The sequence below is a fragment of the Bifidobacterium asteroides genome, assembly GCF_030758775.1.
Lineage (GTDB): Bacteria > Actinomycetota > Actinomycetes > Actinomycetales > Bifidobacteriaceae > Bombiscardovia > Bombiscardovia kimbladii.
This window is the reverse complement of record NZ_CP132384.1, coordinates 1,929,973-1,945,587: the sequence shown is the minus strand read 5'-3', so window position 1 is coordinate 1,945,587 and position 15,615 is coordinate 1,929,973. Positions and strand designations below refer to the sequence as shown.

The following is a 15,615-nucleotide window of genomic DNA, read 5'->3' as shown; positions in this document are numbered from 1 at the left end:
CAGCACTCGTGCAAGCGCGACACGTTGCTACTCTCCGCCTGAGAGCATCGTCACGCTCCTTTTTTTCTCGTTTGCCAATCCGAAGTACCGCAACATCTCATCCGCTTTTTGCTTGGGGAGTCGACGGCCGCGCAGGGTGAATGGCAGCGCGAGGTTCTCCTCCACCGTCATGCTCGTGATCAGGTTGTAGGATTGAAACACGAATCCCAGATGTCGACGCCGAAACCGAGTGAGCGCGGACGCTCGCATATGTGTGATGTCATGCCCTAGAAGGGAGATGCTTCCGGATGTCGCACGTTCCAACCCCGAAAGGCAGTACAGCAAGGTGGACTTTCCGCTGCCTGAGGGGCCGACAATCCCCGTGATTCTTCCGGGCTCAGCATGGAAGTCGACATGGTCGAGGATGGTGATCGAATCATCCTTCCTCGGAGTCACCGTCATTGTCAATCCATTTGAACTCACTGAAGCACCACTCATCACCGTTCTCCCATCATCGCCGTTCTCGCGACTTATAAATCTTCATCAGAATATTGCTATGGATGCCATACAAGGATGGCGCCCATAGACTTACATGACTGTTGTCCCTGCCGTCATCAGGGCAAAAATGACAGCCCATGCCATTTTGATGAATGCGTCATCGCAGTGGCATATTTTTGTGGATTAGCTGCAGGTCCATCAACTCCAGATATTATCATGCCCACCGCCGTGGCATGCAAATATGCTGACGCCGCTATGATGAGCGGCTTCATCATTCATGGCGATATTACTATTCTGCAGATCGATAATGTTGTGCATTTTGTCCGTCTCTCTCCTCTCTTTCTCGTGTTTAGTGCTATTTCCAATGGTGTCTCCACTGAAAGGATCGTTAGGGCAGACGGCTGGCAAGAACTACCATGGTTGGCCTATAAGACTATTTACTGCTCAGATAACGCCAGCTGAGCCTGTCGAATAATCACAAGAGGGTCTTAAATAGGATTCTCAGGGCAGATAAGGGTTTTTATGCCAGATGAGCCCAAATTGATTAAAGCTTTTCTAATGAAGATCTAGTATTTTTTTTGGGGGGGGGGATTCGGCAACTAGGGCGCTGCCAAGTTAAGTGCAGCAAAGATACCGTCTCTGTCATGAGACAGGCCTGAGAATGCATACTGAAGCAAAGGCCTTGACGACTTCGGCCGTGTTTATGTATATTATTGGTTCAACTTGGCAAGCATCCACGCAGCGTTTTGGTCTGGCCGCCTCTGATTTCTTCCAACGGGCCTCTGAAGCGTTGACTACTCCGTGGCATAAGCAGGAGAGTGGCATGACTGGGTTGACCAGCGATCCCAAGCATGAGAAATCGACAGATACCGGCGTGATCCCGACTGCAGGGCAGGGCCATGAGCAGAGGCGCAGAGTGAATGGCCCCGTCCTCAAGGACCCTTCTATAGTAGGTGTCGATCAGGTTGCCCTTGCTCTGAATGTGGACCCCGACCGGGGCCTGGATGAGGCCGAGGCGGCGCGTCGGCTGGACAGGTTCGGTCCTAATGAGCTGGCTGGAGCGCCTCCCGTTCCTGCATGGAGGGAATTCCTTCAACAGTTCAAGGACCCCTTGGTCTATCTGCTTCTGGCAGCCACGGCCATTTCGTTGGTGCCCTGGGTGGTGGAACGCTCACATCCGGCATCAGGAGGCGGGGAGCCCCTGCCCTTTGATGCCATCGTCATCATGATCATCCTCATCCTTAATGCCGCCCTGGGGTACGCTCAGGAGGCTAAGGCCGAGCGGGCTGTGGATGCTCTGGCGAGCATGACGGCCCCGCACGCCTCGGTGCTGCGATGCGGCCGGGTGGTCAGCCTGGAGACCAGCAGGATCGTGCCTGGTGATGTAGTAGTCCTGGCTGAAGGCGATTCGGTCGGCGCCGACGGAAGACTGTTCCAGGCCGCGGGTCTGCGCGTGGCCGAGGCATCGCTGACCGGCGAGTCGCTGCCGGTGGGCAAGCGGCCCGGTCGGCTTGACCAGCCCAAGGCTCTGGGTGACAGAACCAACATGGTCTTCAACGGCACCGCAGTGACCCAGGGGAACGGGCGCATGATCGTCACCTCTACTGGTATGGACACCCAGGTCGGGAAGATCGCCGACATGCTGGCTGATACCCAGGAGGAACCCACGCCCCTACAGAAGGAGATGGCCCGCGTCTCCAAGCTCCTCGGACTGGCCGTCTGCTTGATTGCCGCCCTGGTTTTGGCTGCTTTGGCCCTGATGGAAGGCTTTCAGACAACCCAGGATCTGATTGATTCCCTGCTCATGGCCGTATCTCTGGCCGTAGCTGCTGTGCCGGAGGGGCTGACGGCCATCCTGACTGTGGTTCTCGCCCTGGGCGTGCAGCGCATGGCCAAGCATCATGCCATCGTCAAGAAGCTCAGCTCGGTTGAGACGCTGGGTTCGGCATCGGTCACCTGCTCTGATAAGACGGGGACGCTGACCCGCAATGAGATGACCGTTGAGCGGGTGGTCGTCCCCTCGGGGCAGGTCCGGCTCACTGGCACCGGGTATGCCCCGGAGGGAACCATGCAGCAGATCGAGGCCGGAGGTTCCGACGACCAGCAGCCGACGGACGCCGTTGACTCGTCATTGGCTAGTGCGGTTGCAGAGACCCTGATGGTCGGGACCATCGCCAACGACGGAGACCTTCATTGGCAGGTGGACGAGGCCGAACCTGATTCCCAGGCCCGGTCCGGCTCCGGACAGGGTCACTGGCAGATCGTCGGTGATCCTACGGAGGTCTCGCTCATTGTCGCCGCCCGTAAAGTCGGTGCCGATGCCAAGGCTGATGGCTATCGTCGTCTGGCCGAGATTCCCTTCACATCCGAGCGCAAGCTCATGTCGGTCCTGGCCGCTCCGCGTGATGGCAGCGAAGGGCAATCGCGCCTCTTCTGCAAGGGCGCTCCCGATGTGCTGCTTGGCCGATGCGACCGGATTCTCGAAGGCGGCCAGGCCAGGCCTATGACCAGTGCTGATCGGGAGAGGATACTTGCCCAGGTCAGCAGCCTCTCGGCGGATGCCTACAGGACTCTGGGGCAGGCTTTCCGGCCTGTATCCGACCGGGAGCTGTCGTCCCTGGCCGAAGCCGACGAGGGGGAGAGACCGTCAAGCACGGTCGGGACAGATCAGACGGACCGGTTGTCTCAGAGGTCTCAGCATGTTCCCGCAATCCTTCTGTCCGCGGATAAGGTGATCCAGGAAAGCGCCCAGCTGGAGAGCAACCTGATCTGGACGGGCATGGTCGGCATCATCGATCCGCCACGAACCGAGGTCCGTCATGCGGTGGACCAGGCCCATAAGGCCGGCATCAGAACGATCATGATCACCGGCGACCATCCGCTCACTGCAGCCAGAATCGCGGGGGACCTGGGCATCATCAAGCCTGGTCAGCCCGCCTGCACCGGCGAGCAGCTGGATGCCATGGACTCGGACCAGCTTCGGGAGACCACCTCCAAGGTCTCCGTCTACGCCCGCGTGGCCCCCGAGCACAAGCTGAAGATCGTCGAATCGCTCCAGGACCAGGGCAAGGTCGTGGCCATGACCGGCGACGGCGTCAACGATGCCCCTGCTGTCAAGACCGCGGACATCGGCGTGGCCATGGGCATCACCGGGACCGAGGTCACCAAGGAATCGGCCAAGATGATCCTGGCGGACGACAATTTCGCCACTATCGTCCAGGCTGTGCGAGAGGGCCGGGGCATCTTCGACAACATCCGTAAGTTCCTGCGCTACCTGCTCAGCTCCAACATGGGCGAGGTCTTCACGGTCTTCGGCGGCGTGGTCTTTGCCGGTCTTCTGGGCATATCGCAGCCCGGCATGGCAGGCGTGACCGTGCCGCTGCTGGCCACCCAGCTGCTCTGGATCAACCTCCTGACCGACGCGGCCCCCGCGCTGGCCATGGGCGTGGACCCGCAGACCGACGATCTGATGGACCGCCCGCCCCGCTCCGTCAACGACCGGGTGATCGACCGGGACATGTGGGTTGACATCATCTACATTGGCCTGGTCATGGCTGCGGTCACCCTGATCGGCATGGACATGCACCTGAGCGGCGGCCTCTTCACCGACAGGTCAGTCCAAGCGATCGGCCACGAGGCGCAGATCAGGGAGGCGCGGACCATGGGCTTCACCATCCTGGTCTTCGCCCAGCTCTTCAATGCGCTGGCCTCCCGCTCCTCCCGCAAGTCGGCCTTCCAAGGGCTCTTCGGCAACCCCTGGCTCTGGGGCGCCATCGGCATCTCCATCCTGCTGCAGCTCCTGGTGATCTACGTGCCCTTCCTGGGCGAGGCCTTCGGCACCGTCCCCCTCCAGCCCCAGGCCTGGCTGGAGTGCATCGCCCTGGCCTCCCTGGTCCTCGTCGCCTCGGAGCTGCGCAAACTGTTCAACTGGGCGGTCAGACGGCTGCGGGCATAACCTGGCTTCTTCCTGATGCGGTGATTGGTCTGGACATTACCGCATCGGGATTGCCTCCTATGGTCTCAGTTGAGGCTCGAACCTGTTTCTGCACCTGTCCCCGCTTATCCGCATACTGGCAAATATGGGGAACGATGAGCAACAGCATGCAATGGATGTTTTGTCATATTGGTGCTAAAAAGCAAGCTTTGTGTTTTATTAGAGCTTCAGATCGGACAAATTCTTTCTGATAATAGTACTAACACTAGTTTGACACGCTGCCGCTTGGCTTCCTGGCCAGAACAGCTATGACTACATTTTTTACCAGCCTATCGTAATATGCCTCAAATGCATTGGTGTATGGTCATCCTCGGTTTAATGATGTGATAATCCCAGGTATGTTTGTCTCCCCTATCTGCCGACCATAGGATTATCCGTAAATAATTACGAAATACTCTAGCTTGTTGTTAGCGAAACCATATATAGCGGTCCAATCCTCTATTCAAAACTATCAAGTTTTGCACAAAACCCAAAACCAGAACTACCTACGGACACGACAGAAATCGTGGGTTGCAACTTCCCAAAATAGAATGCGGGGAAGGTAGCATTTTTAGATTGAATTTTAGTTCTTCAGGAAAGTAAGGATATTCTGCTGAGGTTGACTTCGGTCGAAGATCAAAATGTTGCCATAACAGCAAGCTGAGTTTAATTCCAGTTGACTTTGTTTGAGTCTAATTGAAGAATTATCAAAGCTAGTCTAGATTGAGCTGGGAGAATGTGGGCAAATAGGTCATTCCGTAGATTACCTCTAAGATGAAAAATATTGTATCGCGAGAAGTTTAATAAGTCGACTCGTTGGGCGAGTAGGCTTTTATTGCCTTTTCCACTTATATCGGAGTCGTTCATCCGCTTGGTTAGGGTTTCAACGATGCCAAGTAAGACGAACCTACGTTGTTGGATATCGCCGGAATGCGTAGTAATTATTTAGAAAGGCCACGCCTATTTCTTAAGTATGGGTTTTTCAGTGCCTCGTATATAGGACTTAGTGACAGATAAGCTTAAAACGTGATTTATAAAACTTGTCGGCGAAGCCAATCATGGCTTTAAAATAACGCAAGTGCGGCGGAGAGCCCCAGTGCAATTGGAGAATTTCTATAATAAGTTGGCAGTTTGTATTTCGCTGGCTAGTTGGGCGCATCAGGCCATCCCTCCAGACACATCAATTATGGGTTCAAGCGAGACCAACTGGGGATATTCATTCAATATTATTTGAGGTAAATTTCTGATACCTTGAGCGAATAGAGTAATCGCCAGTGCATATTCCAACTCATCTTGTGTGCGGGTTCCGCCACCTTCTTCGCGGGCATTGTAGTGGATGTCAAACACTGGTTTGACCAGACTAGAGGCTCTAAACCGCTTCTCTGCATGTAGCACTGTCTCCCACTTTCCCTGATCTGACCGTTGCTCGGCCTCTGTGGAATATAGGCTAGATGTTCCTTTGGCACTAAAGAAAGGCGTGCTTTTCGGTGTTCTTCTTCCTTGGTCGATGCTGTCTGCATTACGTCTGAATATGACCTCAAGTGCAGAGCGCGTATATGAATCTGGTGATTGAGGGTCTACCTTGCTGATGAAAGAGAAAGTGGCAGCAATTTCCATGTTGCCATCATTAAGATGCCTGGGGACGGGTATAGTTGCACGCACTATTTTCCCTGGTTTGATTCTTCCATTATAAATAATAAGGGCACGGTTATCTGAGGTAGTAACGATTTCAGTGGCATCAGTCGGGACTTTGCCCCAGCCAACTTCACGCTGATCGTCGTCTCTACGGCGCTCTGCGGAATGAATTAGCAGAGTTTTCGCTACAAGTGGGGTAATTTCAGGACCGCAGATTTCACGTATGCGGATGGCCTGCCGTAACGCGATCGGAGCTGCAAAACTCGTTCCCATGACTGGTGTCTCTATTGGTGACGATTCAGCACCGAGTACCATGAACTCGTTGCCTTCTGCTCCTCCGAACGCTACAAGGTCGGGCTTGACGATACCTGGGCTGCGTCCTGGGCCTACAGCTGAGTAGGGGGCCCTCTTCCAATATCCGCTTTCAGAATCGCATGCCCCAACGCCTAACGCATTGACTGCATCGCTTGGCGGTTCGATGCGGTTGTTGCCACTCTCTCCGTCCATTGCTCCGTTGTTTCCAACCGCCACGCTGAGTAGCATTTCCCTGGAGGACAGGAGTGCATCTAGAACTGATGTCCAAGCGCTAACATCGTCATCTTCGATTGGTAAGTCTGGACCAAGGCTCAAATTGACGTATTGGAAAGGGTAAGATTCCAGCACGCTTTCTATATTGTAGAGTGTTTTGTATAATCCAATTGGGTCGTCATACATTGTTTCCGAATCAAGCACCCTTACTGCTGTTATCCGTGTGCGCAAAGGTTGTTGATCGGTTGCAAGATTGCCGAACACTAGTGCTGAGCACACCCCAAGCCCATGGGCGAGAGTTCTTGGATCATCATTTGCAGTAGGATTTGCTTTGATGTAGTTTACCCACGGCATTATGGGGTTGTCTGGTGGTAAGCCTCCGTCGAGGACTGCGACGTTCAGCTGTGCTGGTGTATCTGGAGGTTCTGGAAGCTTAATAGGTTTTATTACACTTCTTGTAGCGCCTACGATGGGCTCAAGTTCCAACCTGGGCATAGGACGTAAGGCACGGACACTGGTGTATTCAGCGAGTTGTTTAACGGCTTTGTCCGAACCATGAACTGGCAGATACAATAGATTGTTGGATTGGAAGTTCACATCTTCTTCTACGTTTACTCCGAGCTTCTCTGCGAAAGCTAAAAAGCCTTGGATATTATTTGGAGATAGGTTTTCGTCTAATTGGTGGAGTACTAGCTCATACCATTCGTTATGATGTGGCGCATCGTGGTACTTGTCCTCGAATCTATAGTTGTCTATTTGCTCAATTTTAACAATATCGCCAATTCCGGTATTCCTATTCGGCGGAATTACAGGTTCCTGCAGTAGTGAGTCTAGGTGTTCTAGCGAATGTCTATTTCCCGCCACTAGCAGTGTCTTGGATAGGCGCTGGCCAATCTCGGGATTATCGGACGTATTAATCCGTATAGGTTTGCTGCCGACCAAGGATAAGCCAGCTGCGCTAAGTAGCGCAGAAGGATGATAGGACTTCGCTAAGTATCTTGGATGCAGGATGAACTGTAAGACATGTACGTCATCTGGTGCGAGATCCGGATTCTGGGGTAGATTGTTAATTGCTTCGTGTAATTCTGGTTGCAGTCGTTGGCGTGATTCTTCATAGGAATAGATGTCTTCAGGGGTTTTACCTCCGTGAGGAAGAACTATCGGTTCAGATATACGCTCACCGTGTCCTATTAAATAGTGTATGCCCATAGAATGCCCCTTCAATCCTGTTTTTTAGTCCTGCGCCTGATTGTCTGGCGCGAAACTCCAGTCATCTCACATGCGAGCCGCTGAGTCACTGAGCCAGTTTTCACAAGTTCGGTAGCTAGATTAATTCTCTGAGAGTGAGTCAGAGTGTTCGTTTTGTCTCGAACATACTGGGTAATGGCATCAAATATTGTGCATTCTTCTAGTATGCATCTTTTCTTGATATAACTTATAGTAGATGCTACATCGCTAAAAGACATTCCCTGCATCACGATGCCCAGAGCTTTGATCCACGAGGCGGACGTATCTCCCAGAGTACCGCTGAATGAGCCTAGACCTTCCTCAAGTAATTGTGTGATTTTGGTCATGTCAGGCATAGGAAACTTTATATGCACTTCGAATCGCCGCCATACCGCCGGATCGATGAGTGTCTCATTGTTTGTCGCTGCAAGTATCAGGCTTGCTGGACTTCTGTCGTCTAGCTCCTGCAATAGTACAGTTACTACACGTTTAATCTCGCCGATATCTGAGTCATCCGACCGGGTCTTAGCGATGGCATCAATTTCGTCTAGGAAAAGAATTCCAGGGTTATTCCGAACTCTCAAGAATGCTGTCTTAATATTCCTGCCAGACTCGCCGAGGTGACTACTGATGGCCGTAGCTAAATCTAGACGATACATTGGTAAGTCCAAGCGACTCGCTATCCATCGTGCAGTCATCGTCTTCCCGACTCCGGGCGGACCGGTAAAAATCACCGTCGAAGTTGGAACTAAGCCGTTGTCAATGAGTATGTGAGCTTTTTCGCGTTCTTCTATTATTTCCCTAATTTGTTTGTCGACATTTTCTTGTAATAAGGGCTTCTCATTTTCCAAATTGGAATGAGGAATTACAGAAAGGATATGTGATTTTTCTGGAGCGTGTATACCTTGGCTGGTACCCCGAATAGCGGCTGCATCGGGTATAGGTGTGGAATGGAGCAGTGATTCCAGTTCTTTAGAGAAAGGCGCGTCACTAACTCTGTACTTGCGCACTAGCCTAGACACGTACATGCGAAAATCGTTTGGCTTGTCACTGAGCTCGAATTTGATCAGCTGGACAATCTCTTTTTTAATCTCAGAATTGTGTTCCACGATGTTACATCTTAGTACACTGGTATTTTAAGACATGCGGGGATTGATGGCTCATTATGTTGCAAATCAGCAATGTTCTGTTCCGTAGAAATTGCTATTTATTCATGAGCGCGGTTTCTTTTGCTTCCGATGAAGAATAGATGCCAAGTGAAGAAAGCCGTTAATGCTGCGTTGTGTTCCATGCTCAGGGACTGTTCTGTCAACCAGGCCTGAAAATATGCTGGAGATTGCCAGTGGTGCATTCAGTAGCTGTGCAGATACGAGAAACTAATAGATAACGTATTGCTTGATGCAGTTGAGATAAAGGGGAGTTTATTTTTCTTTAATTAGTTCATTTGAACGCTTGTATTAGCGTTTTAGCTTTAGTGTGAGAATAGGATTTTGTGATGATGAGATATTGGGCTTTGCCAGGATCAGGAACAATACCGTCAACTTGGGGAAATCACAAAAGGCATCAGGTATGAACGTATGTCGTTAACCAAAAATGTGAAGGCAAGGCGGTGTCGTATGTCATATCGACTCGATAGCGTTGCATGTCATGGCACTACAGCGTGATAGATGATGGGAATACAAGTATTTCAACGCGTTGAGTTTTGCATGCCCCAGGCTTGGCCAAGACCTATGGTACCTGCGATTACACGGTACTTTTCGAGTATTTAGGCAATCATCTGGGGAAAATGTACAATCTATACATTAGTAGCATTATATAAACTCTTGTGTGAAATCTTCGTCGGCTTTCGTATTGGCAAAACTGCCACATACCAATGTAGCAGATTGCTCTTGCATTGAGATGTTCTGACTACGGTACCGATTTTCTCCCACTCATGAGAAGGAGTGAGATGTGTCGAATTATTTGATGTTGTCTTACGGCTGCTTCAAGTAGTGGATGCAGATTTCCGCTGCACCCGGTTCTCTACATTTGTTTAAGTACGACTCATAGTTACTTTACTCTTAAAATTGCCTTACTTATTGTGGAATTGATCACGGACGGAATCTTGGAAGCCATGTGTTCCTAGCAATCCAAAGTGCCCCCCGTGGGACTCGAACCCACAACCCACGACTTAAAAGGACGCTGCTCTAACCATTGAGCCAGAGGGGCAACAGCTCAACACTACATGTTTGTTCTCGATTTTTCCAGTTCGCGGCAAGCCGGTTCTCGGGCGAAGCAAGACCGAGAACCCGTACAGATCAACGAAGAATATCAACTTGAAACGCTACCTTTCCGCCCACTTAAGAATGTTGTTGAGATGCGTGGGAGAGAGGGGGGGCAAACTCTGAACCTGCCGACGGGATCCGTGCCGGACAGTAAACCAATCTGCCGGTCAAAAGCTTCTGCCAGAGCGTAGTGCGGCTTCCTATCAGTTGCGCAGTGAGTGTGGCTCTGTTTTGCCATCTGCAGATGGCGAAGTGGCGGCCGACGTTGATTCCCCGTACTCGGATTGAAAGAATCATCCCTGCGAGGCGGTCCGATTGACCTCGCAACTGTGCTGAGGGAGGGAGCTCCGATGAAACATCCGGCTCAATACGCATCGCCGCATGTACAGAGCGGCAAAGGCTCATACTGGCATTCACCCGTTTGCGAGCACTGGATACTGCCATGAAGCGTACCGCCAATCCTCCCGACCTGAGCGAGCCCTTCGCTATCTATGCATCCGGCCTGTGCAAGCAGGTGTCGCCTAGGAAAGGGGAGACCATCACTCTCCTGGACAATGTGGAATTCACTGCATCTTGGAGAGTCATGACCGGGATTGTAGGGCCATCGGGTAGCGGTAAATCAACCCTGCTCTACTGCCTGGCTGGTCTCGAACCCGTCAGCTCGGGCCAGGTGGAAGTTCTGGGTCGGCGCATCTCTGCCATGGGGCCTGCGGCGTCAGCGCGATTCCGGCGTGCGCACCTGGGCTTCGTTTTCCAGTCCTATAATCTGGTGCCTTCGATGAGCGTGGAGGATAACCTCAAGCTGCCCTTCATTCTGCGCAAGACCCGCTGGCCGGAGGATCAGGCGGCCGTGCTGCTGGACAGACTCGGCATCAGGGGGCTACTCAAGGCCAATGTGACCCTCCTGTCAGGGGGCGAGCAGCAACGTGTGGCTCTGGCCCGCGCGCTGCTTTCGGATCCCGATATCATCTTCGCCGATGAGCCTACTGGCGCCCTTGACCAGGAGACTGGCAATGAGGTCGTCAATGAGCTCGTCGCCTTTGCCGATCGACCGGGCCACGCAGTGATTATGGTCACCCACAGTCCGGAAGTCGCCTCACGCTGCAACACTCTGGTGCATCTGTGCGACGGTCGCATAGCCACAGCCGACAAGGTTCCTGTGCCGAAAGCGGGCATCTGATGCGACTTCTTCTGCGAGATTTCAAGGATGCTCCCTTGGCTTGGTCTGGCGTCGTGCTCGTGCTGATCGCATCGCAAACCATGGTCGGCCTGCTTGCCATGATGCTTTCTTCAGCCAATGCCCTGGGCGATCTCCCCGGCATGGCCGAGCAAGGCCGCACTGCCTACCAAAATTTGATGATCCCTTTCGTGGCTCTTCTCATTGCCGCAGTATTGATCGTTCTACAAGTCGTTTCGTCGGTGATCAACCAGCGCAGACGTAACCTTGCCCTCCTGTCCCTGCAAGGCGCATCTCCCTGGCAACTGACCTCTCTGACCTGTATGCGCGTGCTCGTTTTGGCGCTCGCAGCCAGTGTGGTCTCGCTGGCGGTCTCTTTTCTGCTGGCCCGTCCCCTTTATGCCTGGGAGACCTCACAGTTCCTGATCGGCAGGCAGCCTTTCATCGCCAGCCACCAGCTGGCTTGCTGGACAGCAGGAACCTCATGCGGAGTATTGGTAGCCTTGATCGGCACGCTGCTGACCATCCGGACCATCAGCAGAATCAGTCCGGTGGAATCCCTGCGTGCTGCAATCATTCCTCCAAAAACAGCAGGTTTGGCTCGTCGTATCGCCACTGCCTTGTGTTTGTTGGCAGCATCGACAGTCATGCTGATGCCGATTATGCAAGCGCGGACCATTCCTGATGAGCAACTGGTTCGTTTGCACACCGCGGCACCCATCCTGCCTATCGCCATGGGCAGCACTTTCGGTTTCATGCTCCTGCTGGCCGCAATCTGTTTGGCGGGTCCCTCCCTGCTGGGCGCGGTCACCAGCTGTTGGACCAGGCTCATCGCTCTTCGCCAGCCCTCATGGCTGGTTGCTTGCCGGCAAGCCAGTGCCCGCATGCGCAGCCTCAGCTCCACAGTCATACCGCTGATTGTGGGGGTTTCATTGCTGATGATGACCGATTCCTTCTACCAGACCAGCGCCGATTCCAGTCGCTTGCTGCCTCCCAACCTGGATGTCAGCAGCTCTGATTTCTCCATGCTCATTACGCTCCTGGGTCCCGCGCTGGTCGTCACGCTGGCTGGAGTGTGCGCCGGATACCTGATCTCAGCCCACGGTCGAAGCCTGGATCTGTCCCTCATCTCGATTGCTGGCTCGGACCCGAACCAACTTGAAATCATGTCCGCTCTCGAGGGATTCATCATGGCAACTACCGCCGTATTGATATCCTTCACCTCCAGCATCCTGCCCGTCATGGCCTATGCTGCCGGGTTTCGCAAGATCTTTGGCGCAGCCAGCATTGGCATACCATGGGCTCACTGGGCGCTGGTCTACCTGCTTCTGACCTCGGCGGCATCACTGGCTTCGTGGGCCACGGTGCGCAAATCAGCAGGTCGTTCCCCTGCCGGTGTGATAGCACAGTACACTGGCGAATGAACCTGGGCATTCTCGGCATGGCAGCGTGAGGGGGCGCGATGAAGGGCATGGCAACCAACCTGTTCGAGCTGTTGAGCAATCAACGCTTGGCCAGATTCGTCATGCCTCTGCTGAGCCTGATTTATACGCTTCTCTATGTCAGCGCCCCCACGTTTCCTCCAGTCTGGGCTGGGAACATTCCTTTGCCCGTTTGGAAGACGGCCATTGGCCTGATCGGACTTCTGTCTTCCTGCCTGCTGTACTGGAGCAGACAGCTTCCCCTGCTCATCACGACCATGGAGACCCTGCTATACCTCGGCCTGTCATTTGCCACCTCGGACGATAGCTTCCTGATACCACTTGTAGGGGCTCTCTATTTCTGTGTCTGCTTATCGTCGGCACCCAGGATTGCGGCAGGTGTGGGTGAGGCAGTTGCGGCCGTCAGCCTGGTCACCGTCAGCATGCATGCCGAGCACATGCTCTTTTTGGAATGGTCGGCCCGGATGGCTGTCATCATGGCGGTCGCGGCCGTTGCCGTAGCTGTCAGGTCCTACCGGATTCGACGCGAGACGCAGCAGCGCGAAGAGCAGGAGCGGATCCGCTCTGAGATGCTTGCCAGGCAAAGGGATCAGGCTGTATCACGTGCCCAGGTAGCGGGGGAGTTGCACGACAGCGTGGGCCATGATCTCACCACGATCATTGCCCTGACCCAGGGATTCGCTGATTCGGCTGAGGTCGAAGAGCTGCAAGAGGTGCTTAAGGACATTAATCAGGTTGCCAGGGATGGGTTGGCCGACACCCGACAAGCTGTTCGTACCCTTGTCCAAGAGCATGAGGCACTACCTGAAGAGTCCGATGATGACGGGCACAGGTTTGGTTCCAGGCTGCACACGCTCGACGAGCTAGACACCGTAATCGCCCATGCCCGCGCAGCTGGTCTGGCTGTCGTGTCTACCGAAACGGGGCATCGGCGGCACGATCCCAGACAGGACAACCTCTGCTTCATCATCAGTAGGGAGGCAATCACCAACACGCTCCGGCACGCTTCAGACCCGAGCACCATCGTCATCTCCCGCGACTATGAGCAGGGCGGCACCCTCCGAATCAGCATCCGCGACGATGGGCATGGGGATGGGCATGGGCAAACCTTAGGTGATTGGGAACCGGCCATTCATGATCATCAAGGAGTGGGTCTCAAACAGATTGGCGAGCAATGCCGACTGATGGGAGGGAGTCTGAGTTGCGGACCGGGCAAGAATGGAGGATGGACAGTAGAAGCCGTTCTGCCTGGCACCAGCGAGAAAGAGGGCAACGCCCATGATTGACCTGATGCTGGTCGATGACCTTGCGCTCCTCCGCAAGGGGTTGGTCCGCATGATCGAGGCCGACCACGATTTGCAGGTCGTCAGACAAGCCTCCAATGGTCAGGAGGCGGTGACCATGCTTCGAGAGATGGAAACAGCCGCCCAGCCGTTGCCTCGGGTGATTCTTATGGATGTCCGCATGCCGGTGATGGACGGCATCAGCGCCACTGCGGTCATTGCCAAGGAGTTCCCCGAGATTCGTACGCTGATCCTGACCACCTATGACGAAGACGACTACGCCTTCACCGGTCTGCGCGCAGGTGCCTACGGCTTTCTGCTCAAGGACGTATCCACCAGAGACCTGCACCGAGCCATTCACGCAGTGGCCGATGGGGACGCAGTGCTCACCCCCCGTATTACAGCGGAGCTCATCAACCGCGACAGAGCCTATGCCCGGCATAAGGTCAGTGATCCGCAGGCCAGGCAGCAGCTGGATAAGCTGACCCCCAGGGAGTACGAGATAGCCGGGCTCATCGCTCAAGGTCTCTCCAACCAGGAAATAGCCCAGCGCCTCACTCTCGAAACTACCTCCGTCCGGCGCTACGTAAGCCGCATACTTGACAAGACTGGTCTGCGAGATCGTACGCAAATTGTCATCACATGGTTTCAGGCCGGAATGTCTGACTGACGGTCCATGACCAGCCATTCGGGGCATTGGGAGGAGAAAAGCAGAAAGAACGCCAGACGCCAGTTCTATGTTTTCGTTGACCAGATGAAGGCGAAGCCAGGTACTAAAACCCAGAACTTAAGTTTGGGAGAACTTTTGTTGAACTATTAGTGCACATTGTGATTCTTGCTGTATTGAGTTCCAACTATTGAGTTATGCACGCCATGTCCTGGCGACACTTGTTCGCTTTGGAACCCCAGTTCCGTTGAATGCTGCTCAGGTAAGCTGAAACACAAAGTGGTGGTCAAGCACTCGACAGAAGAGGTGGACCATGGGAATCCGTCTGGTGAGGTTGGACCGGCCGGGGGCGGTGGATGCCGAAATGATCTGGGAATATCTGCAGGCCTGCCGTTCTCAGCCTCAGGATGAAGCGGCTGGTCTCGGCCCCTTGGAGGACTGCCACAGCCTGGATGAAGTTCGTCGGTCGGGTCTGCCCGAGGTGGCTCGTCAGGCGCGTGGCGATGATCTGCCGCCGGGATTTGTGCCCGCCCTGCAGTTCGCCGCCCTGGATCCCAGCGGCAAACTGGTGGGGATGATTCAGCTGAGGTTGCAGCTTACGCAGGCCCTTCTGCGTACGGGCGGCAACATCGGCTATTCAGTTCGTCCGGATTGTCGCCGGCTGGGCTATGCCGGGCTGATGCTGGATGAATGTCTTCGACAAGCTGCCACTCTGGGCATGAGTAGGGTCCTGATTACTTGTTCCCCATCGAATCTGGCCAGTCGCCGGACCATCCTCTCGCGTGGCGGGCAACTGGAGAATGTGCTCCCCAGCCGATCTGGTCATCCAGTAGAGCGGTATTGGATTGATTTGCCTGCGGAACGAACAGGCCAAAGAACGCGTTAGCATGAACCAGTGTGAAAGAGACCGATAGATTCCTCGTGTCTTAGCGCGTCTGCGGC

10 protein-coding genes and 1 tRNA gene are annotated in these 15,615 nt (G+C 54.0%); 7 read left to right on the top strand and 4 right to left on the bottom strand.

Annotated features, from left to right (window positions below):
• Nucleotides 1-27 precede the first annotated feature (27 nt).
• Entirely contained in the window at nucleotides 28-441 is a 414-nt protein-coding gene (locus tag RAM15_RS07995) for an ABC transporter ATP-binding protein (RefSeq protein WP_306221467.1), read from the bottom strand.
• Between the two features lie 111 nt (nucleotides 442-552).
• On the opposite strand from RAM15_RS07995, the gene RAM15_RS07990 reads away from it, so the two are divergent.
• Nucleotides 553-939 (top strand): hypothetical protein, encoded by a 387-nt coding sequence (locus RAM15_RS07990; RefSeq protein ID WP_146210942.1) that lies wholly within the window; start codon nucleotides 553-555, stop codon nucleotides 937-939.
• A gap of 361 nt (nucleotides 940-1,300) precedes the next feature.
• Nucleotides 1,301-4,432, top strand: a complete 3,132-nt coding sequence (locus tag RAM15_RS07985; RefSeq protein WP_306221465.1) for a cation-translocating P-type ATPase — start codon at nucleotides 1,301-1,303, stop codon at nucleotides 4,430-4,432.
• A gap of 1,176 nt (nucleotides 4,433-5,608) precedes the next feature.
• Here RAM15_RS07985 and RAM15_RS07980 read toward each other — a convergent pair.
• The 3 genes from RAM15_RS07980 to RAM15_RS07970 all read right to left on the bottom strand — a co-directional run bounded on the left by RAM15_RS07980 (nucleotide 5,609) and on the right by RAM15_RS07970 (nucleotide 10,048).
• Complete coding sequence (locus RAM15_RS07980) at nucleotides 5,609-7,822, bottom strand: S8 family peptidase (RefSeq protein ID WP_306221464.1); 2,214 nt, start codon at nucleotides 7,820-7,822, stop codon at nucleotides 5,609-5,611.
• An 11-nt stretch (nucleotides 7,823-7,833) separates the two neighbouring features.
• A complete protein-coding gene (locus RAM15_RS07975) occupies nucleotides 7,834-8,949 on the bottom strand; it encodes an AAA family ATPase (RefSeq protein WP_306221463.1) in 1,116 nt (371 codons plus the stop codon).
• A 1,026-nt stretch (nucleotides 8,950-9,975) separates the two neighbouring features.
• Nucleotides 9,976-10,048, bottom strand: a tRNA-Lys gene (locus RAM15_RS07970).
• Between the two features lie 498 nt (nucleotides 10,049-10,546).
• On the opposite strand from RAM15_RS07970, the gene RAM15_RS07965 reads away from it, so the two are divergent.
• The 5 genes from RAM15_RS07965 (at nucleotide 10,547) to RAM15_RS07945 (ending at nucleotide 15,559) form a co-directional block, all read left to right on the top strand.
• On the top strand, nucleotides 10,547-11,284 hold the full coding sequence (locus RAM15_RS07965) for an ABC transporter ATP-binding protein (protein WP_306221461.1): 738 nt from the start codon (nucleotides 10,547-10,549) through the stop codon (nucleotides 11,282-11,284).
• Nucleotides 11,284-12,705 carry an FtsX-like permease family protein gene (locus RAM15_RS07960; RefSeq protein WP_306221459.1) on the top strand — a complete coding sequence of 474 codons (1,422 nt, stop codon included), beginning with the start codon at nucleotides 11,284-11,286 and terminating at the stop codon, nucleotides 12,703-12,705. The genes RAM15_RS07965 and RAM15_RS07960 overlap by 1 nt, the downstream gene beginning before the upstream one ends.
• Nucleotides 12,706-12,743: 38 nt before the next feature.
• Nucleotides 12,744-14,009 (top strand): sensor histidine kinase, encoded by a 1,266-nt coding sequence (locus RAM15_RS07955; RefSeq protein WP_306221457.1) that lies wholly within the window; start codon nucleotides 12,744-12,746, stop codon nucleotides 14,007-14,009.
• Complete coding sequence (locus RAM15_RS07950; RefSeq protein ID WP_306221455.1) at nucleotides 14,002-14,676, top strand: response regulator; 675 nt, start codon at nucleotides 14,002-14,004, stop codon at nucleotides 14,674-14,676. The genes RAM15_RS07955 and RAM15_RS07950 overlap by 8 nt, the downstream gene beginning before the upstream one ends.
• Nucleotides 14,677-14,986: 310 nt before the next feature.
• Nucleotides 14,987-15,559 (top strand): GNAT family N-acetyltransferase, encoded by a 573-nt coding sequence (locus RAM15_RS07945; RefSeq protein WP_306221453.1) that lies wholly within the window; start codon nucleotides 14,987-14,989, stop codon nucleotides 15,557-15,559.
• Nucleotides 15,560-15,615: the final 56 nt, after the last annotated feature.